Source organism: Brevibacillus sedimenti (assembly GCF_020923495.1).
GTDB lineage: Bacteria > Bacillota > Bacilli > Brevibacillales > Brevibacillaceae > Brevibacillus > Brevibacillus aydinogluensis.
The window spans coordinates 2,427,307-2,444,685 of the sequence record NZ_CP064048.1; the positions used below are offsets into that span (position 1 = coordinate 2,427,307).

At 58.9% G+C, this 17,379-nt stretch carries 14 protein-coding genes; 11 read left to right on the forward strand and 3 right to left on the reverse strand.

What is annotated here, in order from left to right; genetic code table 11:
- The first annotated feature begins 117 nt into the window (after positions 1-117).
- From secD to IRT44_RS11890, 8 genes are all read left to right on the forward strand, one after another.
- Positions 118-1,356, forward strand: coding sequence for a protein translocase subunit SecD (secD, locus tag IRT44_RS11855; protein WP_212132928.1), 1,239 nt, complete (start codon positions 118-120; stop codon positions 1,354-1,356).
- On the forward strand, positions 1,346-2,278 hold the full coding sequence (gene secF, locus IRT44_RS11860; RefSeq protein WP_230076723.1) for a protein translocase subunit SecF: 933 nt from the start codon (positions 1,346-1,348) through the stop codon (positions 2,276-2,278). The genes secD and secF overlap by 11 nt, the downstream gene beginning before the upstream one ends.
- 68 nt (positions 2,279-2,346) lie before the next feature.
- Positions 2,347-3,291: a cation diffusion facilitator family transporter gene (locus IRT44_RS11865; RefSeq protein ID WP_212132929.1), complete on the forward strand. Its 945-nt coding sequence runs from the start codon at positions 2,347-2,349 to the stop codon at positions 3,289-3,291.
- A 65-nt stretch (positions 3,292-3,356) separates the two neighbouring features.
- Positions 3,357-5,714 (forward strand): single-stranded-DNA-specific exonuclease RecJ, encoded by a 2,358-nt coding sequence (recJ, locus tag IRT44_RS11870; RefSeq protein WP_230076724.1) that lies wholly within the window; start codon positions 3,357-3,359, stop codon positions 5,712-5,714.
- A 13-nt stretch (positions 5,715-5,727) separates the two neighbouring features.
- Complete coding sequence (locus tag IRT44_RS11875; RefSeq protein WP_171565436.1) at positions 5,728-6,240, forward strand: adenine phosphoribosyltransferase; 513 nt, start codon at positions 5,728-5,730, stop codon at positions 6,238-6,240.
- A 258-nt stretch (positions 6,241-6,498) separates the two neighbouring features.
- Complete coding sequence (locus IRT44_RS11880; RefSeq protein ID WP_171565435.1) at positions 6,499-8,670, forward strand: RelA/SpoT family protein; 2,172 nt, start codon at positions 6,499-6,501, stop codon at positions 8,668-8,670.
- 49 nt (positions 8,671-8,719) lie between these two features.
- Complete coding sequence (gene dtd / locus IRT44_RS11885; protein WP_171565434.1) at positions 8,720-9,157, forward strand: D-aminoacyl-tRNA deacylase; 438 nt, start codon at positions 8,720-8,722, stop codon at positions 9,155-9,157.
- 64 nt (positions 9,158-9,221) lie between these two features.
- Entirely contained in the window at positions 9,222-9,770 is a 549-nt protein-coding gene (locus IRT44_RS11890; protein WP_230076725.1) for a short-chain dehydrogenase, read from the forward strand.
- Between the two features lie 16 nt (positions 9,771-9,786).
- Here the strand turns inward: IRT44_RS11890 and IRT44_RS11895 are convergent, their stop codons facing one another.
- The 3 genes from IRT44_RS11895 to IRT44_RS11905 form a co-directional block, all read right to left on the reverse strand.
- Positions 9,787-10,740: an alpha/beta fold hydrolase gene (locus IRT44_RS11895; protein WP_230076726.1), complete on the reverse strand. Its 954-nt coding sequence runs from the start codon at positions 10,738-10,740 to the stop codon at positions 9,787-9,789.
- Between the two features lie 94 nt (positions 10,741-10,834).
- Complete coding sequence (locus IRT44_RS11900; RefSeq protein WP_212132932.1) at positions 10,835-11,635, reverse strand: TetR/AcrR family transcriptional regulator; 801 nt, start codon at positions 11,633-11,635, stop codon at positions 10,835-10,837.
- Positions 11,636-11,795: 160 nt separating this feature from the next.
- The gene (locus IRT44_RS11905; RefSeq protein WP_230076727.1) at positions 11,796-13,643 is read right to left on the reverse strand and encodes an N-acetylmuramoyl-L-alanine amidase family protein; all 1,848 of its coding nucleotides are present in this window, start codon (positions 13,641-13,643) and stop codon (positions 11,796-11,798) included.
- Positions 13,644-13,860: 217 nt separating this feature from the next.
- Between IRT44_RS11905 and IRT44_RS11910 the strand changes: the two genes are divergently transcribed.
- The 3 genes from IRT44_RS11910 (at position 13,861) to hisS (ending at position 17,361) form a co-directional block, all read left to right on the forward strand.
- The gene (locus tag IRT44_RS11910) at positions 13,861-14,034 is read left to right on the forward strand and encodes a hypothetical protein (RefSeq protein ID WP_230076728.1); all 174 of its coding nucleotides are present in this window, start codon (positions 13,861-13,863) and stop codon (positions 14,032-14,034) included.
- Positions 14,035-14,124: 90 nt separating this feature from the next.
- Entirely contained in the window at positions 14,125-15,648 is a 1,524-nt protein-coding gene (locus IRT44_RS11915) for a coproporphyrinogen III oxidase (RefSeq protein ID WP_230076729.1), read from the forward strand.
- Between the two features lie 432 nt (positions 15,649-16,080).
- Positions 16,081-17,361 carry a histidine--tRNA ligase gene (gene hisS / locus IRT44_RS11920; RefSeq protein ID WP_212132934.1) on the forward strand — a complete coding sequence of 427 codons (1,281 nt, stop codon included), beginning with the start codon at positions 16,081-16,083 and terminating at the stop codon, positions 17,359-17,361.
- The last annotated feature ends 18 nt before the right edge of the window (positions 17,362-17,379 follow it).

Below are 17,379 nucleotides of genomic sequence, written 5' to 3' on the forward strand. Positions count from 1 at the left end.
GTTGCCATGGTGTTACTTTCCAGCAAAAATTGACACGTTTTTTTCCACTTCGCTATAATGGGCATATTGGTTTGCGTCTTCTGACCGAACCCTGGAAGGAAAGAGGGGTATTACTACATGATCAAATGGGGAAGATTCCTCCTGTTTTTGGTCGTTGTGGGCATGTTGGCCACGCTCATCACCACGACGACCCAGCAGGTGGCAGGCAACATCCGGCTTGGTTTGGACCTGCAGGGCGGCTTTGAGATTCTCTACGTCGTAGAGCCGCTGGAGCCAAACCAACAAGTGGATATGGAATTGTTGAAAGCGACCGCGGGCATGGTCGAAAAGCGGGTCAACATCGGGGGAGTGACGGAACCCGTGATTGAGACCGAGTTGCCCAACCGCATCCGCGTCAAGATTGCGTCGGAAAAGGCCAATCAGGACGAACTGCGCGAGTTGATCGGCAAACCGGCGGTGCTGGAGTTCCGCGACGAAAACGGCAACGTTCTGCTGCGCGGAAGCGACCTCGCCTCGGGCGGTGCGGGCGTCGGATACGACGATCTGAAACGTCCCGTCGTGACGTTGAAAATTTCCGACCCGAAAAAGCTGGAAGACATTACCCGGGCCAATCTGGGCAAACCGATGGCCATTTACCTGGACGACAACATGCTGACCAATCCGGTCATTCAAAACGTGATTACCGGCGGAAACGCCCAGATTTCCGGCAACTTCACCCAGGAGTCGGCGCAGGAACTGGCTGACATTCTCAACTCGGGTGCCCTGCCGGCAAAACTGATCGAGAAGCAGGTGACATCGGTCGGGGCGTCGCTCGGTACGCTGGCGCTGCAAAAAACGATTTACGCCGGCTACGTGGGTGCCGCGCTGATCATCGTGTTCATGCTGGTGGTGTACCGATTGCCCGGTCTGATCGCCAACATCACACTTGTCGCGTTTACCTACTTCTGTCTCGTCGTGCTTGACTGGATGGACGCGACGCTCACCCTGCCGGGGATCGCCGGTTTCATCCTCTCCGTCGGGATGGCGGTAGACGCCAACATTATTACCTACGAACGCATTCAGGAAGAAATTCGCTCCGGAAAGACGATCCTGTCTGCATTCCGTGCGGGGGAACGCCGTTCGTTGATCACGATCATCGACGCGCACGTGACCACGCTGATCGCGACAGCGGTGCTGTTCTACTTCGGGACAAGCTCCATCCAAGGGTTTGCGATCGTGCTGGCCATGACGCTGATCGTCAGCGTCATCACCAACGTGTTTGGTTCCCGCTTCCTGCTGTGGCTGCTCGTTCGTTCCAACATGATCAAGAAGCCGTTCTGGTTCGGGGTAAAGGAGAGTGAGATCGGTGAGCTCTAAACGACACGAAGATATTGTCAAGTTTGACATCGTCAAAAACCGGCGGAAATTTTTCCTCTTTTCCGGTATCATTCTCGTCCTGGGCCTGCTCGTCACACTGTTTATGGGCTTGAACCTGGGTGTCGACTTCAAAGCGGGGACCCGACTCGACATCTACATTGGGAAGGAGTTTAATCCATCCGACGTGGAACAGCTGATCAAGCAGCACGTGCCGGATACCGTCTTCACCCCTGTGACGCCCTATGGCGATCATCAGGCACAGACCCGTTTTGACCAGACAGTGGACGCCGAAAAGCTGAAATCGTTGGAAAAGGCGCTGAAGGAAAAGTACGGGCCGCAGGTAACCAAGCAGGAAGCGACGGTTGATCCGAGCATCGCCCGTGAACTGGTGCGAAAGGCGGCGATTGCCGTGTCGATTGCCGGCGTCGGGATCATCGTATACATCGCGATCCGTTTCCAACTGCTGTTTGGCATCGCCTGCATCATCGGTCTGATCCACGACGTGCTGGTTCCGATCGCGCTGTTCTCCGTGTTCCGGCTGGAAGTTGATTTGACGTTCATTGCGGCGATTTTGACAATTGTTGGTTATTCAATCAACGACACGATCGTAATTTTTGACCGGATTCGGGAAAACCTAAGAACGATGAAGTCCAAAACCGTGGAAGACCTGGAGCACCTGGTCAACGTCTCCCTGTGGCAGACGATGCGCCGCTCCATCTTTACGGTGGCGACGGTGTTCTTCACCGCCCTGGCGCTTGCCGCTCTGGGCAGTGAAAGCATCCGCAACTTCTCGCTGGCCCTGATTTTTGGTCTAGTGAGCGGGACGTATTCGTCCATCTTCATTTCCGCTCAGGTATGGGTGGCCCTGAAAGAACGGGAAATGAAAAAGAAGCGTTTTTCTCCGGCTCCGAATGAGGGCTGAGTGACGAAACCGCGGGGGAGCTTCCCCGCGGTTTTTTTCTCTCCACCATACTTCCCGCGAAAGGGGCGATGGCTGTGGATAACCGTTTGGCCAAGGCGCAGTTTGGCGCTTGGGTGGGAATTGTTGGCAACCTGGCGCTGGCCGCAGTCAAGCTGCTGATCGGCTGGCTGGCCAAATCGCAGGCGCTGATTGCCGATGCAGTCCATTCCGCCTCCGATGTGGTCGGGTCGGTGGCTGTCCTGATTGGACTAAGGGCCGCGGAGCGTCCGCCCGACGAAGATCACCCGTACGGACATGGAAAGGCGGAATCCGTGGCGGCGATCATCGTCTCCGTTCTGTTGGCGCTGGTCGGCGTAGAAATCGGCTCAGCGTCGGTCAAATCACTGTTCGCTCCGTTGGAACCGCCGGGCATGGCGGCCGCCTGGGCGGCTGTCGGCTCGATGATTGTCAAGGAGTGGATGTTTCGCTACAAGTATAATCTGGGCAAAAAGCTGAACAGCGCGTCGCTGATCGCCAACGCCTGGGAACACCGTTCCGACGTCTATTCCTCGTTCGCCGCGTTGATCGGGATTGGCGGTGCAATCCTCGGCGGCCGCTTTGAGATCTCCTGGCTTTTGTACCTGGACCCGATCGCCGGCATTTTCGTCTCTGCGCTGGTGTTGAAGATGGCCTACCGCATTTTGATGGAATCGATTCACAGCACGCTCGATCACGTGCTTCACGAAGAGGAGACGGTAGAGCTGCGCCGAGTCATCGAGGCAGTGCCCGGCGTGAAGCGGATTGATTCGTTTCGCGCGCGTGAACACGGCCACTACCAGATTGTCGACGTAAAGATCGGCGTCGATCCCCACATCACCGTGGAAGCGGGCCACCGGATCGCCAAACAGGTCAAGCGGGAACTGATGGATCAATTCTCTGCCGTACGCGACGTGTTTGTGCACGTCAACCCGTACGATCCCCGCCCCGAGGAAACACCGGTGAATGATCAGCCGCCACCGGACGATCAGGCGTAAGTGTTCGCCAGTTGTCAGTCTCCCGTCCTTTCCTCTATAATGAATGAGGATTGGAGGAAAGGCCTATGCTCAAAGCGAAAACACGCTGGCAACTGGCCGCGTATGACGAGATATTGGCGGACGAAATTGCCCGGGAATGCGGATTGTCTCCGCTGATCGCCAGGCTCCTGGTCATCCGTGGTATCGATTCGCCGCAGCGGGCGCGTGCCTTTCTCGAGCCAGGGCCGGAGTTGTTTCACCCCCCGTTTCTGCTTGACGGGATGGAAGAGAGCGTGCACCGGATTCGCCAGGCAATTGAGCGGAACGAACCGATTTGCATTTACGGCGACTACGACGCAGACGGTGTCAGTTCCACGTCGTTGATGGTTCATGTCATGCGCCAATTGGGCGCAGTGTTTGACTGCTACATTCCCAACCGCTTTACGGAAGGGTACGGTTTACATAAAGACGCACTGGCCCACCTCAAGGAAAGCGGTTTCAAGTTGATTGTCACCGTTGACACCGGCAACAGCGCGGTGGAGCAGGTGGCATTTGCCAACCAACTGGGTCTGGATGTTATCGTGACGGATCACCACGAACCTCCGGCAGTGTTACCGGAGGCATTTGCCGTGATCAACCCGAAAAAGCCGGGCTGCCCGTATCCGTTTGACATGCTGGCCGGCGTTGGGGTGGCGTTCAAGCTGGCCCATGCACTGCTGGGAGAGCCGCCGCTGCATCTGGCTGATCTCGCCGCGCTGGGCACGATCGCCGACCTCGTCCCGTTGGTGGATGAAAATCGGGTTCTCGCCCGTATCGGGCTGCAGCGGCTCAATCATACACGCAACATCGGACTGCAGGCGTTGATTCGCGTTTGCGGCCTGACGGACAGCGAATTGACCGCGGGCCACGTCGGCTTTGCCCTCGGACCTCGTCTCAACGCAGGCGGGCGGCTGGAGACGGCCGAAGCGGCCGTGAAATTGTTGACGACGCAGGACCCTGAGGAAGCAGAGCAATGTGCCCGAATTCTGGATAACCTTAACCGTGAGCGGCAGGAACTGGTGCAGGCCATCACCGACGAGGCCGTGCAGATGGTGAGCGAGCAGTTTCCCCTGGAGGAAAATCGCGTGCTCGTTCTCGCCAAGGAAGGCTGGAACGTCGGGGTGGTCGGCATCGTCGCTTCCCGGCTGGTGGAGATGTTTTACCGGCCGACAATCGTGCTTGGAATTGATCGGGAAAAAGGAACGGCCAAAGGTTCCGCCCGCAGCATTGCCGGTTTCGACATGTACGAAGCGCTGACGGCGTGCAAAGAGTGGCTGCCCCACTACGGCGGTCACACAATGGCGGCTGGCATGACACTGCCGATCGAGAATCTCGAACCGCTGCGCCAACAGCTTAACCGGCTGGCCGCCGAGTGGTTGACGGACGAAGACTTCGTGCCGCTGACCAAGGCGGATGTCACCTTGGACCTCGCGGAAATCAGTCTCGACACGGCGGAGCAGTTGGAACAGCTGGCGCCGTTTGGGATGGGCAACCCCACGCCGCTGGTGCTGGTGCGGGATGTGGAGACGTCCGGCATGCGCACGATCGGCCGAGACGACAGCCATTTGAAATGCTCGCTCTGCAAGGATGGCGGCAGCGTGGATGCCATTGGCTTCAACTGGGCCCATGTCGTCAGCGAAGTGACGCCAAAAGCGCGGTTTGACGTATTGGCGGAGCTGTCTGTCAACGAGTGGAACGGCCATCGCAAGCCGCAGCTGACGATTCGCGATCTCGCCGTGCCGCACAGACAGGTTTTTGACTGGAGGGGGTGCCGCGACAAACAGGAACGGTGGCGGCAGTTGGCCGCCCGGCATGAGATGCTGACCATTCTGTTCCGGCGGGAAAGCTACGATGAGCTGGCCGCTGGATTGGCCGCGGCGGGGCAGCCGGAAAGGCTCCTCGTTGTCGCAGATGAGGCGTGGGACGGTCATCTGCCGGCCGTGCCGACAGTCGTGCTCTACGATCTGCCGAAGCGGCGATACGATCTGACCAGAGTGCTGGCCCGCCTCGAACAGGCGGAGCGGATCTACTGTCTGTTCGGCGATCCCGATCTGGGGGCGGAGCGGCTGTCCTGTCCGGGACGTGAGCAGTTCAAGGCGCTGTACCAGTTTTTGCTGCAGGTCCCCTGCGTCCAGCGGATACATCTGGACGCCCTGGCCCGTCGGTTGAAGCTGAAGCGGGATGTCTTGGACGGCATGCTGGCCGTGTTTGCGGAGCTGGAGTTTATCCGCTCGGACGAAGAGAGCTTCCGCCTGCAGCCGGATGCGGCGAAACGGCCGCTGGATGACTCCCGCTACTATGCGGAGTGGAAGGAAGAGGCGGAACTGGCGACAGAACTCCTGCTTTCCTCATATGACTCTTTGATTCACCATTTTCAACAACAGGTGGAGACTGTCACCTGGTAGGAGGAATTGTTTCATGGACTTTAGATCATACATTCGCGTGATTCCTGATTTCCCGCAGCCGGGCATCCGCTTCAAGGATATTACCACCCTGCTGAAAGACGGGGCTGCCTACAAGGCGGCGATTGACGAATTGGCCCAATTTGCCCGCGAATTGCAGGCAGACGTGATTGCCGGACCGGAAGCGCGCGGTTTTGTCGTGGGCGCTCCGCTCGCCTATACGCTGGGCCTGGGCTTTGTGCCGATTCGCAAATCCGGCAAGCTGCCGTACAAGTCGATCAAGGCGGACTACAGCCTGGAGTACGGCAAGGACGCGCTGGCTGTACACGTCGATGCCATTCAGCCCGGGCAGCGCGTGCTGATTGCAGACGACCTGCTGGCAACCGGCGGAACGATTACTACCACGATCAACCTGGTTGAACAGTTGGGCGGCAAAGTTGTCGGCGCTGCCTTCTTCATCGAGCTGACCTATCTGGACGGACGCCAAAAACTGGGCGACATCCCTGTCAAGTCACTGGTTCAATACTAGCAAGCGTGGCTCTCTGTCCCTCGCAGCGGACGGAGAGCTTTTTTCTTGGCGACAAGGGCGCAACAGCTGTGCTGTCCAATTGTGACCCTTTTCACGGTTCCTTCATACTTTGCGGGGAAATCACTTTACAAGGCAAACGACATACAAGATAATAGTATGAAATAGACATGTTGTATTAATTCCACCCTTACAACGAGATGGAACAGGTGAACCGGCTTCGTGGGAAGTTTCTGTATGAGAGGATAAGGGAAGGGAACTATGAGCACCGGCGTGGAAGAAGTACTGAATAAAGCAAGCAGCTATTTGTCCCAAACCGATATGGATCTGATTACGCGCGCCTACCGCCTGGCGGAGAAAGCGCATGAAGGTCAGGTGCGCAAATCGGGTGTCCCCTACATCATGCATCCGATAGCCGTCGCGGGGATTCTCGCCAACCTGCACATGGACGCAGTGACGATCGCCGCCGGCTTTTTGCATGACGTCGTGGAAGATACCGACGTTACGCTGGATCGCATTCGTGAAGAGTTCGGTTCGGAAGTAGCGCTGTTGGTCGACGGCGTGACCAAGTTGGAGAAAATCAAATACAAGTCCAAAGAGGAACAGTTGGCGGAAAACCACCGCAAGATGCTGGTCGCAATGGCCCAGGACATCCGGGTCATCATGATCAAGCTGGCCGACCGCCTGCACAACATGCGGACACTGCGCCACATGTCCGAGGAAAAACAGCGGGAAATTTCCGACGAAACACTGGAAATCTTTGCACCGCTGGCTCACCGGCTGGGGATTGCTTCGGTCAAGTGGGAGCTGGAGGATACGGCCCTGCGCTACCTGAATCCGCAGCAGTATTACCGCATCGTCAACCTGATGCAGAAAAAGCGGGCCGAGCGGGAGGCGTACATCAACGAGGCCGCCGAGATGATCAAGGAGAAGCTGAAAGAGCTGAACATCGAGGCGGAGATTTCCGGCCGGCCGAAGCACATTTACAGCATCTACAAGAAGATGACCAAGAAAAACAAGCAGTTTAACGAGATTTACGACCTGCTTGCGCTGCGTATCATCGTCAACGACATCCGCGACTGCTACGCGGTGCTGGGCATCGTTCACACGCTGTGGAAGCCGATGCCGGGCCGCTTCAAGGACTATATCGCGATGCCCAAGGCCAACATGTACCAATCCCTGCACACCACTGTGATTGGGCCAAAAGGGGAACCGCTGGAAGTGCAGATCCGCACCTGGGAGATGCACCGGACGGCGGAGATCGGGATCGCCGCCCACTGGGCTTACAAGGAAGGCAAAAGCATCGTGCAGGGCTCGTTTGCCGAAAAGCTGGGCAATCTGCGCGAGATCATCCAGGGGGGGTCCGAGGAGGCGCCCAACGCTCAGGAATTCATGGAGTCGCTGAAGCAGGACTTGTTCTCCGACACGGTGTTCGTCTTTACACCAAAAGGAGACGTAGTGGAACTGCCCAAAGGGTCCGTGCCGCTGGACTTTGCCTACCGGATTCACTCGGCGGTCGGCAACCGCACTATCGGCGCCAAGGTCAACGGCAAGATCGTCCCGTTGGACTACGCGCTGAAAACGGGTGACATCGTCGAAATTCTCACCTCCAAGCATTCCTACGGCCCCAGCCAGGATTGGCTGAAAATTGCCAAGTCAGCCCACGCTCGCAACAAGATCAAGCAGTGGTTTAAAAAGGAGAAGCGGGAAGAAAACGTCGCCAAAGGGCAGCAGATGGTGGAGGCGGAGATCAAGGCACGCGGTTACGACGTAAAAGAGGTGATGACCGAAGCCAACCTGAAAGAGGCGGCGGCACGCTTCAACTTCCAGGGGCACGAGGACATGTTCGCTGCGGTCGGCTACGGAGGCATCACCGCCGCACAGATCGTCACCCGGCTGATCGACAAGGTGCGGCGGGAGCGGGAGGAACAGAACCCGCCCGCACCGGAGTACAAACCGAGTCCGTCCCCGCAGATCGCACGCAGCGAATCGGGCGTAAAAGTGCGCGGCGTAGACAACCTGCTGGTGCGGATATCGCGATGTTGCACGCCCATTCCGGGCGATCAGATCATCGGCTTCGTCACTCGCGGCCGGGGCGTATCGGTTCACCGGCGTGACTGTCCCAACGTATTGACGGAAGAGTGCCTGGAGCGGCTGATCGACGTGGAGTGGGATGCCGACGCCAAGCACAACTACAACGTGGACATCGAAATCACCGGTCAGGATCGCAGCGGCCTGCTCAATGATGTGCTGCAGGTCGTGGCGGAGACCAAGACCAACATCGCCGCAGTCAGCGGCAAAGCGGACAAAAACCGTCTCGCTACCATCCACATGACGATTACGATAAGCAATGTGGCCCACCTGCAAAAAGTGGTGGAGCGAATCAAAAGCATCAAAGACATTTATTCCGTGCGGCGGATTTTAAGCACCTGATCGCGAGAGATTGGGTGCTCTTCATTTGAGAGAGAAGGGAGAATCATGCATGCGCGTAGTGGTACAGCGCTCCAAGGAAGCAAGCGTTACAGTAGGGGGAGAGATCGTCGGACAGATTGAGCACGGGCTTGTGCTCCTGGTCGGCATTACCCATGAGGATACCGAACAGGACGTGGAGTTTGTCGCCGAAAAAATCGCCCACCTGCGCATTTTTGAAGACAGCGAGGGAAAAATGAACCACTCTGTACTGGAGCAAAAGGGACAGATTTTGTCCGTCTCCCAGTTTACCCTCTATGGAGATTGCCGCAAGGGCAGGCGGCCCAACTTCATGGCGGCGGCCCGCCCCGAACAGGCGGAACCGCTGTACGAACTGTTCAACGACAAGCTGCGGGAAAAAGGGCTGCATGTGGAGACAGGCCGGTTTGGTGCGATGATGGAAGTGCGGCTGGTCAACGACGGCCCCGTCACGCTGATCGTGGAGTCGTGACAATTCCACGGCGGAAGGTGCGGGTTAATCGCGAAGCGTACGGGAATCGGAGAGGGGGATGGCGATGGGACGTGAAGCGTTGGTAATCGGCGGAAGCGGCATGCTGGCCGGGGTCTCGCTGTGGCTGCAGGAAGCGGGATACCATGTGGCCGTGATTGGGCGAGACCGGAAGAAGCTGCAGGCCCTGGTGGAGCGATCCGGCAGGCCGGAGGGGTTCTCCCTGCTGCCGGTCGATTATCACCAGACGGACCGGTTTCGGGAAGTGGTCGCGTCATTGGTTCGCGAGCGGGGCGGAATCGATCTGGTGGTAGCCTGGATTCACTCGACCGCTCCCCACGCGCTCCCGGCGGTTCAGCAGGAACTGTCGGCGCAACGCAGGACATGGCGGCTGTTTCACGTCTGCGGCAGCCGTGCCTACAAGGAACCGCCCCGCGTCGCCGACGTGCCCAACTGTTTGTACCGGCGGATTCTGCTCGGGTTTCGGCTGCAGGGAGACGATTCCCGCTGGCTGACCAACGAGGAGATCACCGTTGGCGTCCGTGCGGCGATCCAGGACGACCGGCCGTTCACGGTCGTCGGCCAGGTGGAGCCGTGGGACAGGCGGCCGGTCTGAGAAAACGAAGCCGAGCCTAGCTCGGCTGTTTGTGTTTCAATACCATGTGCACAGCTTCCACCACGGCATCCGGACGCACATCCGGGATCATGTGGCCGGTGCCGGGGAGCACCACCAACCGGGAGTGGCCGATCTCCCGATGCAGGCGGCCGGCTTGCAGCTCGGGGTGGAACGGATCGGCATCGCCGACGACGATCACGACCGGCGTGCGAATCTCGGCGTATTGCGGCTCCCACTGCGGGACCGTACGGACGTAGGCCAAAATGTCTTCGCGGTTGGCCCTCAACTGACCCGGTCTCGACCACAAGGCTCGGGCCTGTTCCAGGTAGCCCGGCGGCACTGGGTCAGGAGAAAATGTCGCCGTGACCATCGGTTTGGTGAGCAGCCGTGCCAACGGCGGAAGCACGGTGTTGGCCAGCAATTCGCCCAGCCAGGGAACGCGCAGCAGTCGGCCAATCAAAAGGTCCGCCGTTCCGGCCGGATAGGCGTCACCCGCGTAGGCCCCCGGTGCCAGGAGTACGAGACCGGCGATCTCGTCGGGATAGGTCAAAGCATAGGAAAGCGCGAGCGACCCGCTCCACGAATGGGCCACCAGAATGGGGGATTTCACCTGAAGGACGGAAAGCGCCTCCCGCAGCAGGCGGGCCTGAACTGCCGGCGTCGACATGTCCCGCCGGGGCCGCTCGCTGTAGCCGTAGCCTGGCCGGTCAAACGCGATGGCCCGGAAGCCTGCTTCTGCGGCCAATTCCAATACCCCGGCGTAATCGCAGGCGGAGAGCATTCCGCCGTGCAGCAGCACGACCGGTTGTCCCGCCCCCTGACAGACGTAGTGCAGGCGCAGTCCTTCCACCGTGACGAATGATCCGCGAGGAGGAAAGGCCATTTGGGCGCGGCGTACCTTCCGGTGGTTGTGCGCATGAAGCGCCACCATGACTGCTGTCGCCCCCGCGATCGCATAGATCTCCATCATCTCCATCATCCCTTTCTATTCGTTTTACATACGTAAACGTATGAGAATAACGTACCAATAAGTATGTGGTTGCTGAAAAAAACCCGTTTGCCTTTCAAACGGGTGCAGTGGCGTCGTCCACCGAGGGCTGCAGGCCTTCCCAGAGGACTCTCGACAGCTCGGGCACCACCTGCTCAAAGCGGATGCGGTCCGGGTCAATCAGCCAGCCCAAGATCAGGCCGTTGATTAACGCCTGGAACAGAACTGCCAAGGAGTCCGGGGCGACATCGCGTTTAACGACGCCGCTTTCCTGCAGCTGCGCGAGGACGCCGCTGACGCCGTCGATGATTTTTCCGTACGCGTCCCGCAGAACTTCGCCGACCGCCGGATCACGGCTGGCGGTGACAAATTCGAAAAACAGCATCGGATTGCCCTGACCCTCTTCCACGCAGGCAAATTGCGACTGCAGCAAACGGGCGAGCCCCTGTGCGGGAACAGCCGAATTGAGGGCGGAACCCGCCTGTTGGGTAAGCATCTTGAGCTGCTGCGTGAGGTTTTTCTCGCACAAGGCGGCGAACAGATCGCTTTTGCTAGAAAAGTGCCAGTAGACGGCTCCCTTTGTCATCCCGGCGTCGGCGGCCACCTGTTCCAACGATGCTCCGGCATACCCCAGTCGGGCGAATACGCGGGCGGCAGCATCCAAAATGCGCGTCCGCGTATCGGCCAGTGACGGCACGTTGTCTTCCTGCTGTTGGGCCAGCCAGGCTCTCATCTCCTGCTTGCTGCCGAAGTGGCGTCTCACCGCTGTCCAGTGGACGCCGGCCGCTTTCGCCACATCGGCGAAACTGATTCTGTCAAAAGGGTGGCGGGCGGCCAACCGTCGGGCCGCTTCCATGATTCGTTCGCGTGTCGTCATCGTATCTCTCCGACCATGTATTCATTCCATACTGATGAGTATGTCTTCAGCATAACGGTTGCATGAAATGGATGTCAAGGAAATGGTTTCCTTGCATCGCGGACGAACGAAAAACCCCCTTGCTGTTTTCTCCATGGAAAACGGACAAGGGGTCTTACGCTTATCCTCCCTGAACGTTTTGGGAGGCGAAGTACTGCAGAATGCCTTTGTACAGCCCTTCGGCGGCCAAATCCTGTTGTTTTTCGGAACGCAGCCGCATCTCTTCGTTGTAGTTGGAGAGGAAACCGATCTCTGCCAGAATGGACGGAATCGGATTCTCCCGCAGGACGTAGTAATTGCCGAACCTGGACTGCAGGTCCTTGTAGTTGGTCGCCTTGACGATTTCGCTTTGCACCAGCGAGGCGAGCTTGCTCGAATTGCCCTGGTTGTAATAAAAGACGATCGTGCCGTTTGTCTGCGAGTTGGGATGGGTGTTGTGGTGAATGCTGACGAAAATGTCCGCATTGTTCTGCACGGCAATGTCCACGCGCTGCTGCAGCGTGAGCTTGCGGTCGTCACTGCGGGTCATGATCACCTTGGCTCCGGCTGCTTCCAGCTTGTTTTTCAGCAGCAGCCCCACCTGCAGGTTGACCGTCTTTTCCTGTGTGGAAAAGCTGGAACCGGTCGCTCCCGTGTCGTTGCCGCCGTGGCCGGGGTCGACCACGATCACCTTGCCGACCAGTTCATTGCCCTTGATGACGGGAGGCATGCCCTGCGGAGACACCAGCCATCCGGCGACGTAGCCTGTCGAACCGTCGCTCAAGGTGATTTGGAACCAGTCTCCTTCTTTTTTCACGATCGCGTATTTTTCCCCGGTCTGTACCCGTTTGATGATGTCGTACTGGGTGCCGGGACCGGAGCGAATGTTGGTGTCCGGATTCAATATGGTGACGTGCGGACCGGACATGGCCGGTTGCTGCACGCTGATGAGCCAGCCGGCCACCCAGCCGGTTTTGCCGTCCGGCGTCTGGACGCGGTACCAATCGCCCTGCTGTTCCAGAATGGTCAGCGTGGTCCCCAGCTTTAACGTTCCCAGGATGGGACTGTTCGTGCTGGGCTGGCCGCGCAGGTTGAGACCGTCTGTCTGGACCGTGGCAGTCCGCTTTGCGGGAGATTGCGGCTGGCCGGAGCTGGGCGCACCGGCGTTCGGAGCAGGCTGCGGCGGATTCGGATTTGGCTGGCCGCTGCCGGCTGGAGCCGGAGTCTGGCCCGTTCCCTGTTTGGGTATCCAGGCGTTGACGCCGTTGTAGGGAAACTGGATCCACCCGTTTTGTTCCGTCAAAACGGTGATGATCTCGCCGTTGTGGAGCTGTCCGATGGCTGGCTGCGCGTAGTCCGGTACGGGGTAGACGTACGGCGCGTAGTCCAGGATCAGCTCGCGCCCCTGCTGATTTGTCTGTCCGGCGGGAGACGTCGCCGGCGTGCTGCCGTTAGCTTGTCCGCCGCTAACGCCGCCGGGCGCCGTCGTCCCTTGATCGGCAGCGCGGTGCTCAGTGACCAGCCAGCTGGCCACCCACCCTTTTTTCTGTGAGGGCAGCTCAATCATCAGCCAATCCCCACTGCGCTGCACGATCGGATAGCGCGTACCCGGATTAATGGTCTGAATGACGGAATACGTCAGGCCGGGACCAGTACGCACGTTGAGGTTGGTCGTTTGGCTCTCCGCCAGCAGTCCTGTGTTCGCTTGGGCTGTCGGTTTGACCAGCCAGCCGGCCACCCAGCCGGTGCGGCCGTCGGGAAGCCGGACGTTCAGCCACTCGCCTTGCTCGGCAAGGACCGGCAGGACGCTGTTGACGGGCAGCGTGGTAAGCACCTGATCCTGCAGGCTTGGCCCGGATCGAACGTTCAGCTTGTCCACGCTGACCTGGACGGAACTCTCCGCCTTTGCGGCCGATACGGGAAGCGATACGATGCAGACCGCCGCCATAATGGTCCGCAGAATCTTTTGTTGCTGAAACACGTCAGACATCCTTTCCATGATAGTAAAAGTCGATCGCATGCATGATTTGCCAAGTTATACCTTCGGCCTTTCCCCTGCTTTTTCCTGCATTATCCGACAAACTTCTTTTGCAATTGCGAATCGTTGCGCTCAAAACGGCACACCTGGCTCCGCCTCGCTTATGCTTTTCTCCGGACGCGGCCATACTAGGGATTGGAGCATACATCGAGAAAGCGAGGAGAACAAAGTGAGACAATCCAACAAGGAAGCATTTGCCCAGGAAGCCAATCGGCGTCTGTTTTCTGTCGATTTCCACGATTTTCTGGAGAAAGAATCCGCGCTCACCGACGTGGAATTGTCGAGGGAATTCGACATCAGCGTGCGGGATGTACGGACATTGAGGCGAAAGCTGCACTCATGACGCGACGTTTTTGCACCGGCCGATTCGGTTGACCCGGCTTTTCAGGTCGGATAAGATGAAGGGTGGCATACTGAAAAGCAGGTGGAACCGATGATACAAGTCAAATGTGAAGGACACGCATTCGAGCGGGAAATCGCCTTGATTCTCGCTTTGTTTTACGAAGACCCGGAGATCGCCTACGTGGACGAATGGAGCGGCGATGAGGGGGTACGCATCCGGATTGCTCTGTCAGACAGGGACGGCAGTGTATCGGCGGAGGGCGAGCTGTTGGCCGGAGGGCGCCGGTTTGTCCACAGCGCTGAGAGACAGACTGCCGGCCTGGATGAGATAGGGAAGCGGAAAGTCGCCAAGCAGGCGGTCAGCTACGTCCTGCTGGTCATGCTGGAGGAGTTCACCGGCATGGAGCAGGGCTGGGGCATCCTGACCGGCATCCGCCCCACCAAGTTGCTGCATCATCTGCTCTCTTCCGGCGCCAGTCAGGAAGCAGCACACCGCCGGCTGCGGCAGGACTTCATGGTCCGGCCATACAAGCTCCGCCTGCTGCAGGAGATTGTCGACCGGCAGCTGCAGGTGGTGCCTGATTTGTACCGGATCGACCGGGAGCTGTCCGTCTACATCGGCATCCCGTTTTGTCCCACCAAGTGCGCCTACTGCACCTTTCCCGCCTACGCCATCCGCAGCCACACCGCCTCCGTCAATCCGTTTCTGGAAGGATTGCATTACGAGATGGAACGGCTGGGCGAGTGGCTGAAGCGGCATGACATGCGGATCACCTCCGTGTACTTTGGAGGCGGCACGCCGACCAGCATTACAGCCGAAGATCTGGATCAGCTGTTCGACAAGATGCACCGCTCGTTTCCGCACATGGCGGATGTGCGCGAGCTGACTGTGGAAGCGGGACGGCCCGATACGATCACGCGGGAAAAGCTGGCGGTGATGAAGCGCTGGAACGTGGACCGGATCAGCATCAACCCGCAGTCGTTTACCCAGGAGACGCTCCATGCAATTGGCCGCCACCACACGGTCGAGGAGACAATTGAAAAGTACCATCTCGCCATGGAGATGGGGCTGACCAACATCAACATGGACCTGATCATCGGCCTGCCCAACGAAGGACTGGCCGAGCTGGAACACAGCCTGCGGGAAGTGGAAAAACTGATGCCCGCCTCGCTGACGGTGCACACCCTCTCGTTCAAGCGGGCGTCCGAGATGACGCAAAACAAAGAGCGCTACAAGGTAGCCAGCCGGGAGGAGATCAGCCGGATGATGGAGCTGGCGTCGGAGTGGACGAAAGCCCACGGCTACCATCCGTACTACCTCTACCGGCAGAAAAACATCCTCGGCAACCTGGAAAATGTCGGCTACGCCCTTGACGGCCGGGAGAGCATCTACAATATCATGATCATGGAAGAAGTTCAGACTATCCTGGGGCTGGGTTGCGGCGCCGTGTCCAAGCTGATGGCGCCCGGCAGCGGCAAGCTGACGCGCTGGCCCAATCCCAAAGACCCCAAGACGTACAACGAAACCTACCGGAAACTGACGGAAGAAAAGCTCCGTGATCTCGATCAGGTCTACTTTGGGACCGCAGCCGCACCTGCGCAGCAGGCGGAGTAGCCGGTGGAAAAAGTTTTACCGAGCGCCTGTTGACGGCGGATTGGCGGTTTGCTATGATTTTCATTAAGCTTTCACGATAGATCAATTGTCTGATCTGATGACGGGAACAAGTACCCAGGAGACGGATAGCCAGAGAGGAAGCGCCGCGGCTGAGAGCGTTTCTCTATAACGGCCTGGCGAATGACATCCCCGAGGACCGTCGGTGAACGGAAAAAACGGCGCAATTTCGGCCGCCATCCCAGTAACCGGCAGGCGTACGCCGGCGTTAACGGCCAACAAGCGGGACTCCCTGTCGGAGTCCAATCAGGGTGGCACCACGGGAAAACCATCTCTCGTCCCTGACATGTCCGGACGGCATGTCGGGCGGCGGGAGATTTTTTATTTTGCTTACCAACGTTCCTGCGGGAACAGACAATGGAGGTTTCAGGCAAGATGACAAGGATTCAAATTCCCCGCGGTACGCAGGACATCATGCCCGGTACCGTGGAGCTGTGGCAGTACGTCGAGGCCAGGGCCCGCGACCTTAGCCGCCGCTACAATTATCAGGAAATCCGCACGCCGTTGTTTGAGAGCACGGAGCTGTTTCAACGCGGCGTGGGCGAAACCACGGACATCGTGGAAAAGGAGATGTACAGCGTCTCCAATCCGCGAAGCGACGACGCGCTGACACTCAGGCCGGAAGGGACGGCCGGCGTGGTGCGCGCCTATGTCGAGCACAAGCTGTACGGGCAGCCCAACCAGCCGGTGAAAGTGTACTACCTGGGCCCGATGTTTCGCCATGAACGTCCCCAGGCCGGACGCTACCGCCAGTTTGTCCAGTTTGGGGTGGAGGCGATCGGCTCCAGCGATCCGGCGATTGACGCGGAAGTGATCGCGCTGGCGATGCGATTCTACCAGGAGATGGGACTGACGGGCTTGAGCGTGGAGCTGAACAGTGTCGGCACCCTTGAGGACCGCGCCCGCCACCGCGAGCACCTGCTCGCCCACCTGAACGGCGTCCGCAGCGAGCTGTGCGCCGACTGTCAATCCCGCATTGACCGCAACCCGCTGCGCGTGCTGGACTGCAAAAACGAAAAATGCCGGACGCTGACCAAGGACGCACCGTCCATTCTCGACTACCTGAGCGACGAGTCCGCTGCCCACTTTGAGGCGGTCAAGGGCTATCTGAGCGCGCTCAACATCCCGTACACGGTCAATCCGCGGCTGGTGCGGGGACTGGATTACTACACCCTGACGGCATTTGAGATCAAAATGGCGGAAATCGGCGCTGTCGAAACGCTCTGCGGCGGCGGCCGTTACAACGGGCTTGTGGCCGAACTGGGCGGCGAAGACATGCCGGGCATTGGCTTTGCGCTCAGCATTGAGCGGCTGCTGCTCGCGCTGGAAAAGCAGGGCGTCCAGCTGCCTGTGAGTGGGGGGATTGACTGTTTCGTGGCGATCCAGACCCCTGATGCAAAGCAGGAGGCATTCATCCTCGTCGACGAGCTGCGCCGCGCCGGGGTGTCCGCCGATCTGGACTACCTGGATCGCAAAATGAAGGCGCAGTTCAAGCAGGCCGACCGGCTGGGTGCCGCTTATACGGCGATTATCGGCGAGGCGGAGCTGGCAAACGGCACGGTCGTCCTCAAGGAGATGGCGACCGGCGAACAGCAGGAAGTAAAGCGCGACCAGGTCGCCGCCGTGCTGGCCGAACGACTGGCGGCACGCGCATAACAAAATGGTTCAGTATAA

What these genes read in the sequence shown, in the direction of transcription:
- secD (WP_212132928.1), top strand. Translation starts at nt 118, where the DNA reads ATGATCAAATGGGGAAGATTCCTCCTGTTTTTGGTCGTTGTGGGCATG.
- IRT44_RS11865 (WP_212132929.1), top strand. Translation starts at nt 2,347, where the DNA reads ATGGCTGTGGATAACCGTTTGGCCAAGGCGCAGTTTGGCGCTTGGGTG.
- recJ (WP_230076724.1), top strand. Translation starts at nt 3,357, where the DNA reads ATGCTCAAAGCGAAAACACGCTGGCAACTGGCCGCGTATGACGAGATA.
- IRT44_RS11875 (WP_171565436.1), top strand. Translation starts at nt 5,728, where the DNA reads ATGGACTTTAGATCATACATTCGCGTGATTCCTGATTTCCCGCAGCCG.
- IRT44_RS11880 (WP_171565435.1), top strand. Translation starts at nt 6,499, where the DNA reads ATGAGCACCGGCGTGGAAGAAGTACTGAATAAAGCAAGCAGCTATTTG.
- dtd (WP_171565434.1), top strand. Translation starts at nt 8,720, where the DNA reads ATGCGCGTAGTGGTACAGCGCTCCAAGGAAGCAAGCGTTACAGTAGGG.
- IRT44_RS11890 (WP_230076725.1), top strand. Translation starts at nt 9,222, where the DNA reads ATGGGACGTGAAGCGTTGGTAATCGGCGGAAGCGGCATGCTGGCCGGG.
- IRT44_RS11895 (WP_230076726.1), bottom strand. Translation starts at nt 10,740, where the DNA reads ATGATGGAGATCTATGCGATCGCGGGGGCGACAGCAGTCATGGTGGCG.
- IRT44_RS11900 (WP_212132932.1), bottom strand. Translation starts at nt 11,635, where the DNA reads ATGACGACACGCGAACGAATCATGGAAGCGGCCCGACGGTTGGCCGCC.
- IRT44_RS11905 (WP_230076727.1), bottom strand. Translation starts at nt 13,643, where the DNA reads ATGTCTGACGTGTTTCAGCAACAAAAGATTCTGCGGACCATTATGGCG.
- IRT44_RS11915 (WP_230076729.1), top strand. Translation starts at nt 14,125, where the DNA reads ATGATACAAGTCAAATGTGAAGGACACGCATTCGAGCGGGAAATCGCC.
- hisS (WP_212132934.1), top strand. Translation starts at nt 16,081, where the DNA reads ATGACAAGGATTCAAATTCCCCGCGGTACGCAGGACATCATGCCCGGT.